Here is a 15,173-nt window from a genome sequence, read left to right as displayed (position 1 = left end):
CAAAGGCTGTGCATAAGGTGCAATCATACCGTGTTAGAAGGACCCACCCAACGAAAACTGGAAAAATTCCGCCTTATCTCCCTCGTTTTCGTTCAGGGGCCGAGCCACCGCGAACGTCAGAGGGCCGAAACCGGTAATCCAGGTCAACCCGAACCCGGCCGAGGCACTGATCCGGTCGACGTCGGGAGAATAACAATTACGCTGTCCCTCCCGGCAGTTGGTGCTGAACACGTTGCCCGCCTCGACGAAGAAGCTGCTCTGCATCATGCGCTGGTCCTCAATGAACGGCAGCGGGAACAGTATTTCAGCGCCGCCCTGAACCAGAATGTTGCCACCGAAGGCGTCCCGGCGGCTGTCGCGCCGGCGCAGCTGATCCTGCGGGATACGGTATTCGGCCACCAGCTCACCCGGCTTACATTTGATCCGGTTGGTATCAAAGTCAGAGGGGTCTTCACACAGAACATAGCCCTCGGTCAACTCGTTGCCGCTGGCCTGCCCGTCACCGTTGGCGTCATTCCAGGCATAGGGGTACTGGAATCCGGTTTGCGGCGGTGTGGTGCGCGGCCCGAGACTGTTGCGCTCAAACCCGCGTACGGAACCGAAACCACCCGCGTAAAAGTTCTCAAAGAAGGGCAACTCACCGCTGTCGCCATAGCCATCGGCATAGCCCAGGTGTGAGCGCAACTTCAGAGTCAGATGCCGGGTCAGTGGCTTGTAGGCTTCCGCTTCGTGCTGGAGCTTGTAATACTCCAGATCACCGCCGGGCAAAGCCACTTCCAGGGACAGCCGCTGGGATGAACCGCGAGTGGCAAGCATACCCCGGTTCAGTGTCGACTTGCCGTAGTTGAACCCGACCAATACGTCCTGGTATTCGGTACCGTTGATATCCAGATAACCCGGTTCTCCCAGAACCTCTTCGGTCACCGTCTGGTTGTTCAGACCCTCGGGAAAGTCCCTCCCCTCATTGATCAAATCCACTATCTCATCGAAGTCGGACTGACGGATATACTGAGCATTGGGGGGCAACCGGGGGCTGCGGATGATTTCCTGGGGCGAGGCCGAGCTGGGCTTGACTGTCAGATCCCGCGCTTCAACGCTGAAGCCGATGCGCTCGATCTCCGAAATCGGATAACCGAAATTCAGCTTGGCACCATAAGTATCCGTGCTGTAACCCGCCACGTTGATATTGGCGAAATTGCTTTTGGTGTAATACAGGTTCACACCCCGACTGACACCGTCGCGGGTAAAGTAGGGGTCGTTGTAACTGAAGTTGTAGGAGGTGCGGAAACGGCTGTTGCTCAATGAGAAACCGACCTGCTTGCCCGTGCCAAACCAGTTGTTCTGCTGGATGTTGGCCGACAGCAACAGGCCCGAGTATTCGGCGTAGCCGATCTGCAGCCCCATGCTACCCGAGGGTGACTCCTCGACCGTGTACTCCACATCCACCTGGTCACTGGTGCCGGGCACTTCTTCGGTTTCGACTTCGACCGTTTTAAAGAATCCGAGCCGGTCCAGACGGACCTTCGAGTGCTCAATCTGGGACGTTGAGGCCGCCCCACCTTCCATCTGGCGCATCTCCCGGCGCAAGACTTCATCAATGGTTTTGGTGTTGCCGTTGAAATTGATACGGCGGACATAAGCGCGCTGACCGGGATCGACAAAGAAGGTCACCTTGACGGTGTTGTCCTCGTCGTTCTTCTCGGGTATCCCCTCCACCTCGGCAAAAGTATAGCCGTCGTTGCCCAGACGCTGGGTAATGTAATCCGATGAGGTGGTCATGAGAACCTGCGAGAAGTCCTCCCCCTCTTTCACCATGATCATGCGCCGGATCAGACTTTCCGGCAATTTGAGGTCACCGGCGAGCTCGACGTCGCTCACGGTATAGATGTCACCCTCGGTCACGTTGAGCGTAATGTAGATTTTGGATTTATCGGGGCTTAACGCAACCTGGGTGGAGTCGATGTTGAAATCGAGATAACCGCGGTCCAGGTAATAGGATTCCAGGGTTTCGATATCCCCGGACAGCTTCTCCCGGGAGTATTTGTCGTTACCGCTGATAAAGGAGAACAGACCGGAAGACTGGAGCTCGAACAGATCCACCAGGGTCTCATCGTCATAGATTTCATTGCCGACGATGTTGATGCCCTTGATGCGAGCCGGCTTGCCTTCATTGACGTTGATCAGCACTTTGACCTGGTTGCGCGGCAGATCTTCAATTTCAATATCGACCGAGGCGCCGTAGCGGCCCTGACCGATGTACTCCCGCTCGAGCGACTGACTGATCCCTTCAAGTGTGGCGCGCTGAAAAATCTGGCCCTCGAAAAGATCATTGTCCCTCAGGCTGGTCATCAGGTCTTCGGTCTTGATGACTTTGTTGCCTTCAATTTCAATTTCATTGATGGCGGGTCGCTCTTCCACTCTGACCACCAGGACATCGCCGTCGCGGCCCATGGCCACATCGGAAAAGTAGCCCACTTTGAACAGTGCCCGGGTGGCCGTCTGAATATCTTCAGCGCTGACCTGATCCCCCACCCTCAGCGGCAGAGCGCTGAATACCGAGCCGGCCGATACCCGCTGCAGGCCTTCAACCCGAATGTCACTGATTTGAAAACTTTGCGCCTGGAGCGTTGCCGACAACAACAACAGGGCAAACAGGCTAACAACTCGCATCCAAACTCGTCTCATAGAATCAGTTCTGTTTTGATCATTGGTATTCAGAGGCGGCAACGTTCGCCACCAGATTTTCAGGCCTGTGTCTTCGACTGAAGGAGGCATCGCGATGACGCCTCGCACTAAAGCCGCATGACATCATTATACAGCGCCAACGCCATCAGACCCACGACAACAAAAAGTCCAATCTGGAACCCCACCTGCTGGACTCTATCCGAGACCGGGCTGCCCTTGACCACTTCGATGAAGTAATAGAGCAGGTGCCCTCCGTCCAGCACGGGAATCGGCAGCAAATTGAAGACACCGAGAAAAATGCTCAGCAGAGCCACAAACCCGACGAAGCTCTTCCAGCCACTCTCGGCCGAGGAGCCCGCCACCTTAGCAATGGTGATAGGGCCACTCAAGTTTTTCGTCGAGATTTCTCCCACCAGCAGTTTCTTGACGGAGAGCAGAACAAAGCCGGCCGTCTCCCAGGTCCGGTCCACACCGGCCACAAAGGATCCAACCGGGCCGTACTCATACACTCGTACGCGGTCTTCGGGCCAGGGTTGTGGCTGGGGAGCAACCCCCACCCGACCGAAGGTCTCTCCTTGCTCCTCCACCCGTTCCGGTGTCAGCTGTAGACTCTCTTCAGCGCCATCGCGTTCCACGGTGAGCGAAATTTCCTCACCGGGCCGGGCTCTGACATATTCAACCCAGGCATTCCAGTCCTCAATGGGCTCGCCGTCGGCCGAGACCACCCGGTCTCCGGTGCGCAGCCCGGCGCGCTCAGCGGGCGTGTCCGGCAAGACCTGGCCCACCAGCGCCTCGTTGGTGGGGATATCCAGTGTCAGCCCCAGCCCCGCCACCGGGTCGGGCTCTTCCACACCACGCAACCAGCCATCCAGCTGCGCCTCGGACAGATACTGCAGGCTCGAATCCGGATACTTGACCCGAAAACTGATGGTTCCACTCTCGCCCAGGCGCTTGAGCAGCTGCTGATGCAGTGCCTGCCAGGTGGGAGTCTCGGCGCCATCCACGGACAGGATTTCCTGCCCCGCTTCCAGCCCGGCACTGGCGGCCACCGAATCCGGTTCAACAGAGCCGATGATCGGAATCGCCCCCCGGACGCCCGGCAGCATCAGCGCCCAGAACAGCAGCACCGCCAGAATAAAGTTCGCGATCGGTCCGGCGGCCACCACCGCAATGCGCTGCCAGACATTTTTGCGGTTGAAGGCCCGATGTTTTTCGTCTTCGGGCACCTCACCCTCGCGCTCGTCCAGCATTTTGACGTAGCCGCCCAGGGGCACCGCTGCAATGGCGTACTCGGTGCCCTGCCGGTCATGCCAGCGAAACAGGATCTTGCCAAACCCGATGGAAAAACGCAGCACTTTGACGCCGCAACGCCGCGCCACGTAAAAATGACCAAACTCGTGCACGGAAACCAGTATCGCCAGGGCGACCAGGAACCAGATGATTGTCTGAACTAATGCCACTAGTTACCTCTCAGAGGGATTCGACGAGGGACTGAGCCAGAGCACGGGCCTGTGAGTCCGCGCTTTGGACAACATCGAGGCTGACCGGTTCAGCCACTTCCAGCTGAGTCATTACGGCCTCGATCACTCTCGGGATGTCAGTAAAAGCCAGGCGGCGCTCAAGAAACGCAGCCACCGCCACTTCGTTGGCCGCGTTCAGCATCGCCGGTGCGGTCCCACCCCGGCGGGCCGCTTCGGCCGCCAGACGCAGACAGGGAAAGCGGTCGCTGTCGGGTTGGCAGAAATCCAGTCGGGCCGTGGCAATGATGTCCAGACTGGCGACCCCCGAGGCGATGCGCTCCGGCCACGCCAGGGCGTGAGCAATGGGCGTGCGCATGTCCGGGTTACCCAGTTGGGCCAGGACCGAACCGTCGGCGTATTCCACCATGGAGTGAATGACGCTCTGGGGATGAACCACCACCTCAATCTGTTCCGGCCGGGCGTTGAACAGCCAGCAGGCTTCAATCAGCTCCAGCCCCTTGTTCATCATCGTGGCGGAATCGACCGAGATTTTCTGACCCATGCTCCAGTTCGGATGAGCGCAGGCCTGCTCCGGCGTCACGCGGGCCAGCTCTTCCGGGGAGCTGTTGCGAAAAGGCCCGCCCGAGGCGGTCAACAGAATCCGCCTGACGCCACTGCCCGCCAGGCCATTGACCAGGCTGTCGCGCGGGTGGCCTGGCAGGCACTGGAAAATGGCGTTGTGCTCGCTATCAATCGGAAGCACGGTGGCCTTGTGTTCGGTGACCGCCCGGGTGAACAGGGCGCCGGCCATGACCAGCGCCTCTTTATTGGCCAGCAGTACTTTCTTGCCCGCCCTGACCGCCGCCAGCGTCGGGAGCAGCCCCGCCGCTCCGACAATGGCGGCCATCACGGTGTCCACCTCGGGCGCCGAGGCGACCTGGGCCAGAGCCTCGGGCCCACACAGCACCTGAGTATCACAGCCGTTCCGGGCCAACCAGTCAGTCAGCGCCTCCGCCGCTCCGGCTTCTCCCACCACGGCATAGCGTGGGCGATGTGTCAGGCAGGCCTGCGCCAGCGGTTGCCACCGACTGTGGGCGGTGAGCGCATAGACCCGATAGCGATCGGGGTGGCGGCCGAGCACATCGAGCGTGCTTTCGCCGATCGAGCCCGAAGCCCCGAGGATGGTGACCGACTGCATACGCACCTCAACCAAGGGGCCAACCACCGGCCAACAGCGCCAGAGCAAACACCGGCGCCGCCGACGTCAGACTGTCCACCCGGTCCAGCACACCGCCATGCCCCGGCAGGAGCGCGCTGCTGTCCTTGACCCCGCGCTGGCGCTTGACCATGCTCTCGAGCAGATCGCCGAGCACCGAGACCAGGCTGGTCGGGATGATAATGAGTAACCAGAAGCCGATGCTGGCCGGGCCCACCAGGCCGATCACAATGGCCAACAAAATATTGGCCGCCACGCCGCCAGCGAAGCCCTCCCAGGTTTTACCCGGACTCACACTGGCTGCGAGCTTGCGCTTGCCCCAACGCCGACCGGTAAAAAAGCCGCCGATGTCGGCGCAGGCCACCACGGCGACCAGCAGCACCAGCAGCCATTGACCGTCCTGTAGCACCCGCAGGTAGGTCAAGCCCACCCAGGCGGGAACCAGAACCAGAAGTCCCATCAGGGCGCGCATCCAGACGCTCTGCCAGAGCAGCGCACTCTGCGGGTAACCCTGAACCCACAACAGGGCCAGCGCCCACCACAGACAACCGGCCACCAGCAGGTTGCGGAACCCCAGCACTTGCTCGGGGTTCAACCCGGGCGCCAGAGCATCGCCGTGAGCAAGAGCACCAAGATCGAGGTAGACGGCGGCCAGCCCGATAACCGCAGCGCTCAGCAGGACGCAGAGCGCCCGCTGCCAACGGCGGCTCAGGCCGGCGAGGTTGGACCACTCCCAGGCGCCAATCAGCGTGATGGTGGCCGCGAAGGCGGAAAACAGCGGTACCGGCAAAAATATCAGCGCCGCGAGAAAGACCGAGGCGAGCACGATGGCGGTGACCACCCGTTGTTTAAGCATGGCCAACCCCCTCGGAGCGCCTGGACCGACTCACCTGCTCACCGGTCAGACCGAAGCGACGCTGACGCTGCCAGAAGTCTTCGGCCGCAAGCACCAGGTCGTCTTTGCCAAAGTCCGGCCAGAGAGTCTGAGTGAAATACAGCTCGGTGTACGCAAACTGCCAGAGCAGGAAGTTACTGATGCGAAGCTCCCCGCCGGTGCGAATCAGAAGGTCCGGCGCGGGCAATTCGGCCAGGCTGGTATGCTCGTGCAGACGGGTCTCATCAATATCGGAGGGGCTCAGCGTTCCGGCGGCCACCTGCTCGGCCAACACGCGCGCGGCATTGGCGATATCCCAGCGGCCGCCGTAGTCGGCGGCGATCACCAGAGTGGTGTCGCCATCGCGGGTCAGCTCCTCGGCCTGAGTAATGGCCTTCTGCAATGACGCGCTGAAGCGTGAGCGATTGCCGACCACGCGCAACCGGACATTTTTCTTGCGCAGCTCTTTGGCCTCCTGCTTCAGGTACCACTGGAACAGGGACAGGAGCGCTTCCACCTCTTTGGTGGGACGCTTCCAGTTCTCGCTGCTGAAGGCGAACAATGTCAGCACCTCAACCTTGAGTTCCTGACAGGCGGTCATCATGTCGCGGATACGTTCAGCGCCAGCTTTGTGACCCGCCACTCCGGACATGCCCCGCTGCTTCGCCCAGCGGTTGTTGCCGTCCATGATGATGGCGATATGGCGCAGGGAATTACTGCTCACAAAAAACTCCTGGTTTGTGACCGCGCGGGCCGACGGTGGCCGCGCCAGTGCGCGGCCCCGGGGTTTATATTTCCATCAAATCGGCTTCCTTGGCCGTCAGGGCTTTATCAATCTGAGCGATGTACTTGTCCGTGATTTTCTGGATTTCATCCTGAGCGCGGTGCTCTTCGTCTTCACTGATTTCCTTTTCTTTGAGCAGCGCCTTGATATCCGACATGACATCGCGCCGCACGTTGCGAATCGCCACACGACCATGCTCGGCTTCGGCGCGCGCCTGCTTGATGTAGTTTTTGCGGGTTTCTTCGGTCAGGGCCGGCATGGGGATGCGGATCAGGCCACCATTGGTGGACGGATTGAGCCCCAGGTCGGATTTCATGATCGCCTTTTCAATTTCCGGCACCAGCTGCTTTTCCCAGGGGCTGATGGTCAGAGTGCGCGAATCTTCCACGCCGATGTTCGCCAGCTGGCTGAGCGGCGTATCCGCGCCGTAGTAGGACACCTGGATACCATCCAGAATGCTCGGATGAGCCCGTCCGGTACGGATCTTGTTGAAGTTGTTGCTCATGGCGTCCACCGCTTTGCTCATGCGGCTATCGGCATCTTTTTTCAAGTCATTCAGCATGGTTGTTACCCTCTTCGATCAGGGTGCCCTCGTTGCTACCGACAACGATATTGAGCAGAGCGCCCGTTTTGTTCATACGAAAAACACGCACTGGCATATCATGTTCGCGACAAAGACAGATCGCGGTCAAATCCATTACGCCCAACTGATCCTGCAACACCTGATCATAAGTCAAGCGATCGTACTTGGTCGCGGTCGGATCTTTCATCGGATCCGCCGTGTAAACACCGTCGACCTTGGTCGCTTTGAGTACGATATCAGCGCCGACTTCGATCGCCCGTAAACAGGCGGCCGAATCCGTCGTGAAAAAGGGATTGCCGGTGCCGGCCGAGAAAATGACCACCTCTCCACCCATCAGGGCCCGGTTGGCCTGACGGTTGTCGTAGTGCTCGACAATACCGCTCATGGGAATGGCCGACATGACACGGGAGGAAATATTGGAGCGCTCCAGAGCGTCGCGCAGCGCAAGCGCATTCATGACCGTGGCCAACATGCCCATGTGGTCGCCGGTGACCCGATTCAGACCCGCCGTGCTGAGCGCTGCGCCCCGAAACAGGTTGCCACCACCCACGACCAGGCCTACCTGAACGCCGATACCGACCAGCTGGCCGATTTCCAGCGCCATTTTATCGAGTACCTTGGGGTCAATCCCAAAGCCCTCAGTGCCCATCAGCTCTTCGCCGCTGAGCTTTAACAGAATTCGCTTGTACTTCTTGTCGCGTGCGCTAGGCATAATGGGTCTCCGCATGAGTGCTCACAATTGGGTTGAGAGTGGCGCAGCGGATTGTCTCCGCTGCGCCTGCCATTGAGTGCGGAGCTTAGCCTTTGGAAGAAGCCTTGACCTGAGCCGCTACTTCGTCGGCAAAGTCCACTGACTCCTTCTCGATACCGTCACCCACTTCAAAGCGCACAAAGCTCTGGATGCTGGCACCGGCGTTGGAAAGCAGTTTGCCGACCTTCATTTCGGGGTCTTTCACAAACGGCTGCTCTATCAGGCTGCCCTCTTTGAGGAACTTGTTAATCCGCCCCATCATCATCTTCTCGACGATTTCAGCCGGCTTGCCTTCCATATCCGGCTGCGCCTTGATGATTTCCTTCTCTTTGTCCACGATTTCAGTGGGCATGTCTTCAGGCTTGATCACCTGGGGGTTCACCGCTGCCACGTGCATGGCGATATCCCGAGCCAGCTCGGCGTCGCCGCCTTCAAGCTGGGTCAAGACCGCAATACGGTTGTTGGAGTGAACGTAGCCATCAATCACGCCACCTTCGAGAATCGCCACACGACGGGCGGTGATGTTCTCGCCAATCTTCTGAACCAGCGCTTCGCGGTCCGCTTCCAGCTCACCACTCATCAGAGCGGTCACATCCGCCTGCTTGTCGGCAAACGCCTTGTCCAGGATTTTGTTGACAAAGGCGGTGAAACCCTCGTCCCGCGCGGCGAAGTCGGTCTCGCTATTCACTTCAACCACAGCGGCGTAGCTGTTGTCGTCGGCAACCTTGATCGCTACCACGCCATCGGCGGCGGTACGGCCGGCCTTTTTGGCCGCTTTCAGGCCACTGGCCTTACGCAGATTTTCAATTGCGATTTCCACGTCGCCATCGGCTTCGCCCAGTGCTTTTTTGCACTCCATCATGCCCAGTCCGGTGCGCTCGCGCAGCTCTTTTACCATTGATGCAGAAATACCTGCCATGTTGCTATCCTCTTGAATACGGGTCTGTTCTGAATTCGAAAAAAGGGGGCCGCCGTCTGGCCTGCCCCCTTTCTGTCTTGCCAACCGAGAAACGGGGTTACTCGGCAGAGGCCTCGCCTTCGGCGGGCACGTACTCGTCTTTATTGGGCGCAGCCTGCGCTTCTTTGGCGCCTTCGATGCAGGCGTCGGCCATGGCGGTCACGTACAGCTTGATGGCGCGGATGGCGTCATCGTTGCCCGGGATCACATAATCGATGTCGTCCGGGTTGCTGTTACTGTCGACCACGCCGACAATCGGAATGCCCAGCTTCTTGGCTTCCTGAACGGCGATGCCCTCGTGGTCCACGTCGATGATGAACAGCGCATCCGGCAGGCCGCTCATGTCCTTGATACCACCGATGGAGCGCTCCAGCTTGTCCATGTCGCGGGTGCGTGACAGCGCTTCGCGCTTGGTCAACTTATCGAAGGTGCCGTCCTGGCTCTGGGCTTCCAGATCGCGATAGCGACGGATGGAGGCACGGATGGTCTTGTAGTTGGTGAGCATGCCACCGAGCCAGCGGTTGCAGACATAGGGCATGCCGGCACGTTCGGCCTGTTCTTTGATGGTTTTCTGTGCGGCGCGCTTGGTGCCGACAAACAGGATTTTCTTCTTCTGGGACGCCATCTTCTTGACCAGGTCCATCGCTTCGTGGAAAGCGGGAACGGTCTGCTCAAGGTTGATGATGTGAATCTTGTTGCGGGCGCCAAAGATGAAGCGGTTCATCTTGGGGTTCCAATAGCGGGTCTGGTGGCCAAAGTGGGCACCAGCTTGCAACATATCGCGCATGCTTACTGTAGGCATTGTGTCATTCCTATCGGGTTAGGCCTCCATACACCCCGCCGACCAACCCAATTCTAAGATGGGCACCCAGGCCAGACGTGACGGTATATGTGTGACGTTCATGGTTTCGGTTTTTTGCCGCCCCCGGAGGGGCTGCACCCCGCGTCGGGGACCAGAAATTGGGCCAAGACCCGCCGCGGAGGCGCGCTTTATACCATAATTTGCGATACAGTGAAAGCTGAAACGCTATTGCGGGATACTGGAAACTGAGGCCTAATAGTCATATTGACTCCCACTCTCAACAACTATTTGGACCCCTAAGCTTATGAAAGAAACCTGGCGCTGGTTCGGCCCTCAGGACACTGTCACCCTCGATCACATTGCCCAGGCAGGCGCCACCGGCGTGGTGACCGCCCTGCACCAGATACCCACCGGTGAAACCTGGCCTCTGGCCGATATTCTGGAGCGCAAGGCGACCATTGAGGCCCGGGGGCTGGAGTGGTCCGTGGTGGAGAGCGTGCCCCTGCACAACGACATCAAGACCCGCAGCGGCGACTACCGCCGGCACATCGACAACTACCGTGCCACGCTGCGCCACCTGGCCGAGGCCGGCATTCACGACGTCTGTTACAACTTCATGCCGGTCGTGGACTGGACCCGCACCAACCTGAGCTACACCCTGCCCAACGGCAGCCAGGCCCTGCGCTTCGAGATGACCGACTTTGCCTCCTACGACATCCATATCCTGGCCCGGACCGGCGCCGAGCGGGATTACCCGGCCGATATCCGCGAGCGCGCCGCCCGGCGTTTCGCCCAGATGTCCGGCGAGGAACAGCTCCAACTGGAGAAGAACGTCATTGCCGGCCTGCCCGGCGGCGAGGGCTCCTATGACCGGGAGGGCATCCGCGCCGCCATCGATCAGTTCATCCGTCTCGGGGAGGAGGCAATGCGCGCCAACCTCTTCAGCTTCCTGCGCGATGTGGTTCCCACCGCCGAAGAGGTGGGGGTCCGCCTGTGCATCCACCCCGACGACCCGCCCTTCTCCCTCTTTGGCCTGCCGCGGGTACTGTCCACGGCGGCGGATGCCCGCGCGCTGCTTGAGGCGGTGCCGAGCAAGGCCAATGGCCTGACCCTCTGCGTCGGCTCCTACGGCGTCCGGGCGGACAACGACCTGGTGGCCATGGCCCGGGAGTTTGGCCCCCGCATCTACTTTGTGCATTTGCGCAACATCACCCGCGAGGCGGACGGCTCTTTCTTCGAGGCCGACCACCTGGGTGGGGACAACGACATGGTAGGCGTCATTCAGGCGCTGCTGGAAGAGGAACGCCGTCGCCAGGCAGCAAATTCCCCGTTGCCGGCCATGCCCATGCGCCCGGACCATGGCCACCTGATGGCCGACGAGATCGGCCGGCCGGGCATCAACCCGGGCTACTCCTACGGCGGTCGCCTGAAAGGTCTGGCCGAGCTGCGCGGCGTGATCCATACCCTGGAGCAGTTGCAGCCCCACTAGCCGGCCGGGGAGTGGACTGTCAGAGTGACCACAGATCGTTTAGAATGGGCTTTTAGCCTCAATTTTAGCGAGAAGTCATGTCTGTCAGTATCAAAACTCCCGAAGAAATCGAAAAGATGCGCGTGGCCGGGCGCATGGCGGCCGAAGTGCTCGAGCTGATTGAGCCCCACGTGCAGCCGGGCGTCACCACCGCCGAGCTCGACCGTATCTGCCACGACCACATCGTCAATGTGCAGAAAGGCATCCCGGCCTGTCTCAATTATCGCGGCTTTCCCAAGTCCATCTGCACCTCCATCAATCAGGTGGTGTGCCACGGCATCCCCTCGGACAAGAAAAAGCTCAAGGCCGGCGATATTCTCAATATCGACGTGACCGTGATCTACGATGGCTTCCACGGCGATACCAGCAAGATGTATTTTGTCGGCACGCCCGCGCCCCATGCGGAGCGACTGGTCGCCGTCACCCAGGAGTGCCTGTACAAGGGCATCGAGGCGGTCAAGCCCGGCGCCAAACTGGGGGACATCGGCCATGTGATCCAGCAGCACGCCGAAAGCAACCACTACTCAGTCGTGCGCGAGTACTGCGGCCACGGCATTGGCACCGTCTTCCACGAAGATCCGCAGGTATTGCATTACGGGCGCCCCGACACCGGAATGGAGCTGCAGGAGGGCATGACCTTCACCATCGAGCCGATGATCAACGCCGGCAAGCGCCACACCAAAACCAAGCCCGACGGCTGGACAGTGGAAACCAAAGACGGACGCCTGTCCGCCCAGTGGGAACACACCCTGGCGGTCACCAAAGACGGCGTGGAAGTGCTGACCGCCCGTCACGAGGAAAGCTTTTAATGCCGGACGCTGTGTCGCTCCCCTATTTCGAGCGTCCCCTGTTCTTTTTCGATCAGGCGCGCTTTCGCCGGGCGCTGGCCGAGCAACCGCTGATCACCGTTTTCAAGGACGCCATTGCCGCGGCCAACTACCAGTTCGATGCCCGCTTTCGTGAAGGGGAGGATATCCGCACCCTGATCCACGAGCGGGCCCTGTTCATAGACTGCATCCTGCACTACGCCTGGCACCAGCATGAGTGGCCCCGCGGCATCAGCCTGGAGGCGGTGGGCGGCTACGGTCGCTGCGAGCTGCATCCCCATTCGGATACCGACCTGCTGGTGCTCGCCGCCAGCCAGAGCACACTGAGGCAATGCCAGAGCCAGATTGAGCAGCTACTGACCTTTCTCTGGGATATCGGTCTTGAGATCGGCCACAGCGTGCGTACGCTGGAAGACTGTGTCGCCTATGCCCGGGACGACATCACCGTGGCCACCAACCTGATGGAATCGCGCACGCTGGTGGGCGATGAATCACTGCGCATGCACCTGCTGCAGGAAACCGCGCCCGATCGACTCTGGCCGGCCGACGAATTCTTCCGGGCCAAATGGCACGAGCAGATCGAGCGTCACCAGAAATACAACGACACCGAATACAACCTCGAGCCCAACATCAAAAATGCGCCGGGCGGGCTGCGCGACATCCAGATGATCGGCTGGGTCGCCAAGCGCTACTTCCAGGTCCGGACTCTCAGGCAACTCGAAGGCAAGGGATTTTTTACCGAAGAGGAGTTTTCTCTGCTGCAGAGCGGTGAGGAGTTTCTCTGGCGGGTGCGCTACGGCCTGCACCTGATCGCTGGCCGCGCCGAAGAGCGCCTGCTGTTCGACCATCAACGCGAACTCGCTGCCATGTTCGGCTACAAAGACAACAGCGAAAACCTCGCGGTCGAGCAGTTCATGCACACCTATTACCGCCTGGTCATGTCCCTGCGCGAGCTCAACGATGTGCTGCTGCAGTTTCTGCACGAAGTGATTCTGCAGCGGGGCGTCAACAAGAACGTTACCGCACTGAACGAACGTTTCCAGCTGCGCGACCGCTACATTGAAGCAGCGCACATTTACGTGTTCGAGGAAAAGCCCTCGGCCCTGCTGGAAATCTTTGTGCTGATGGCGCAGCACCCGGAAATTGAAGGTGTTCGCGCCTCGACCATTCGCCTGATGCGCGAGAACCGCCATCTGATTGATGATGAGTTCCGGCGCAACCCGGAAAACACCCAGCTGTTCATGAAGCTGTTCCAGTACCCTGACGGCCTGGTTGAACAACTCAAACGCATGTCCCGCTATGGCATTCTGGGCCTCTACCTGCCGGAATTCGGACTGGTGACCGGGCAGATGCAGCACGACCTCTTCCACATCTACACCGTGGATGCGCACACCCTGAAAGTGATGCAGAACATGTGCGACTTCCTGCAGCCGGAGGCCAAGGAGGACTTTCCGATTGCGGCGCACATCATGAAACGTCTGCCCAAGCCGGAGTTGCTCTACGTTGCCGGCCTCTACCACGATATCGCCAAAGGGCGCGGCGGCGACCATTCCATACTGGGCGCCGTTGACGCCGAAGACTTCTGCCTGCGCCACGGCCTCTCCCCCCGGGAAACCCGGCTGGTGGCCTGGCTGGTAGAGCAGCACCTGTTCATGTCCACCGTCGCGCAGAAACAGGACATCTCCGACCCGGATGTGATCCACAACTTCGCGCTGATTGTGGGCGACCAGCAGCGTCTGGACTACCTCTATGCGCTGACCGTGGCGGACATCAACGGCACCAACCGCGAGCTGTGGAACACCTGGCGTGCCAGTCTGATGCGTCAGTTGTACCTGGAAACCAAGCGTGCCCTGCGTCGCGGCCTGGAAAACAACATCGACAAACACGAGCTGATTGAAGAGACCCAGGAGTCGGCGCTGCGCAAACTGGCCCGCAAGCACATTGATGCCGATACCGCCTGGGCACTGTGGAGTGACATGGGCGAGGAGTACTTCCTGCGCGAATCGCCTCTGGATATTGCCTGGCACAGCGAGGCCATGATCCAGCACCAGGACGACTCGCCCCTGATCCTGATCAAGAAAACCACCAGCCGGGAGCTGGAGGGCGCCACCCAGATTTTTGTGCGCAGCAAGGGCCGGAAGAATGCCTTTGCCGCTGTCGCCACCGCCCTGGACCAACTGAACCTGAGCATTCAGGACGCACGCATCTACAACTCCAATACCGGCTATACGGTGGATACCTTCTTCGTGCTCAACCAGGACGGCGAACCGCTGGGCGATGACCCGGCCGTACTGGAACGCATCAAGCGTGAACTGATGGAAGAGCTGCGCCTGGCCGACGACTACTCTGAGGTAATCCGTCGGCGCACCCCGCGCCGTCTCAAACACTTCACCATGCCCACGCGCACGCACCTGAGCAACGACATGATCAGCGGCTATACCGCGCTGGAAGTGATCAGCCCCGACCGGCCGGGCCTGCTGGCGTGCATTGGCCGGATCTTTCTGCAATTCAATGTTCAGTTGCAGAATGCCAAGATTGCGACCCTGGGCGAGCGGGTGGAGGACGTGTTTTTTATTACCGACGCCGAGGGGGAACCGTTGAGCGACCCGGCTTTGTGCGAAGCCCTGCAGCGGGAGATCTGCGAACAGCTGGACAAACGGGCGACCAACAGCGATTCAGTCGTCAATTTTTAAGACCGCGAACGG

The 15,173-nt window shown here is 60.0% G+C and carries 12 protein-coding genes; 3 read left to right on the top strand and 9 right to left on the bottom strand.

Annotated elements, in window-relative coordinates; genetic code table 11:
• Positions 1-33 precede the first annotated feature (33 nt).
• The 9 genes from bamA to rpsB form a co-directional block, all read right to left on the bottom strand.
• Positions 34-2,670 (bottom strand): outer membrane protein assembly factor BamA, encoded by a 2,637-nt coding sequence (gene bamA / locus AAE484_RS01790; RefSeq protein ID WP_341936605.1) that lies wholly within the window; start codon positions 2,668-2,670, stop codon positions 34-36.
• 122 nt (positions 2,671-2,792) lie between these two features.
• Positions 2,793-4,145 carry a sigma E protease regulator RseP gene (gene rseP, locus AAE484_RS01785; protein ID WP_341936604.1) on the bottom strand — a complete coding sequence of 451 codons (1,353 nt, stop codon included), beginning with the start codon at positions 4,143-4,145 and terminating at the stop codon, positions 2,793-2,795.
• A 10-nt stretch (positions 4,146-4,155) separates the two neighbouring features.
• Positions 4,156-5,343 carry a 1-deoxy-D-xylulose-5-phosphate reductoisomerase gene (gene ispC, locus AAE484_RS01780; RefSeq protein WP_341936603.1) on the bottom strand — a complete coding sequence of 396 codons (1,188 nt, stop codon included), beginning with the start codon at positions 5,341-5,343 and terminating at the stop codon, positions 4,156-4,158.
• Positions 5,344-5,350: 7 nt separating this feature from the next.
• On the bottom strand, positions 5,351-6,217 hold the full coding sequence (locus tag AAE484_RS01775; protein WP_341936602.1) for a phosphatidate cytidylyltransferase: 867 nt from the start codon (positions 6,215-6,217) through the stop codon (positions 5,351-5,353).
• On the bottom strand, positions 6,210-6,959 hold the full coding sequence (gene uppS, locus AAE484_RS01770; protein ID WP_341936601.1) for a polyprenyl diphosphate synthase: 750 nt from the start codon (positions 6,957-6,959) through the stop codon (positions 6,210-6,212). Before uppS ends, AAE484_RS01775 begins: the two co-directional genes overlap by 8 nt.
• Positions 6,960-7,023: 64 nt before the next feature.
• The gene (gene frr, locus AAE484_RS01765) at positions 7,024-7,581 is read right to left on the bottom strand and encodes a ribosome recycling factor (RefSeq protein ID WP_341936600.1); all 558 of its coding nucleotides are present in this window, start codon (positions 7,579-7,581) and stop codon (positions 7,024-7,026) included.
• Complete coding sequence (gene pyrH / locus AAE484_RS01760; RefSeq protein ID WP_341936599.1) at positions 7,571-8,314, bottom strand: UMP kinase; 744 nt, start codon at positions 8,312-8,314, stop codon at positions 7,571-7,573. The genes frr and pyrH overlap by 11 nt, the downstream gene beginning before the upstream one ends.
• A gap of 85 nt (positions 8,315-8,399) precedes the next feature.
• A complete protein-coding gene (gene tsf, locus AAE484_RS01755) occupies positions 8,400-9,272 on the bottom strand; it encodes a translation elongation factor Ts (protein ID WP_341936598.1) in 873 nt (290 codons plus the stop codon).
• Positions 9,273-9,369: 97 nt separating this feature from the next.
• Positions 9,370-10,113, bottom strand: coding sequence for a 30S ribosomal protein S2 (rpsB, locus tag AAE484_RS01750; protein WP_341936597.1), 744 nt, complete (start codon positions 10,111-10,113; stop codon positions 9,370-9,372).
• 304 nt (positions 10,114-10,417) lie between these two features.
• On the opposite strand from rpsB, the gene uxuA reads away from it, so the two are divergent.
• The 3 genes from uxuA to AAE484_RS01735 all read left to right on the top strand — a co-directional run bounded on the left by uxuA (position 10,418) and on the right by AAE484_RS01735 (position 15,161).
• A complete protein-coding gene (gene uxuA, locus AAE484_RS01745) occupies positions 10,418-11,602 on the top strand; it encodes a mannonate dehydratase (RefSeq protein ID WP_341936596.1) in 1,185 nt (394 codons plus the stop codon).
• Between the two features lie 77 nt (positions 11,603-11,679).
• Positions 11,680-12,450 (top strand): type I methionyl aminopeptidase, encoded by a 771-nt coding sequence (gene map, locus AAE484_RS01740; RefSeq protein WP_341936595.1) that lies wholly within the window; start codon positions 11,680-11,682, stop codon positions 12,448-12,450.
• Positions 12,450-15,161 (top strand): [protein-PII] uridylyltransferase, encoded by a 2,712-nt coding sequence (locus tag AAE484_RS01735; protein WP_341936594.1) that lies wholly within the window; start codon positions 12,450-12,452, stop codon positions 15,159-15,161. The genes map and AAE484_RS01735 overlap by 1 nt, the downstream gene beginning before the upstream one ends.
• Positions 15,162-15,173: the final 12 nt, after the last annotated feature.

It is taken from the genome of Marinimicrobium sp. C2-29 (genome assembly GCF_038419845.1).
Classification (GTDB): domain Bacteria; phylum Pseudomonadota; class Gammaproteobacteria; order Pseudomonadales; family Cellvibrionaceae; genus Marinimicrobium.
Note: the sequence above shows the minus strand (reverse complement) of the source record. Positions and strands in the feature narration are given on the sequence as shown.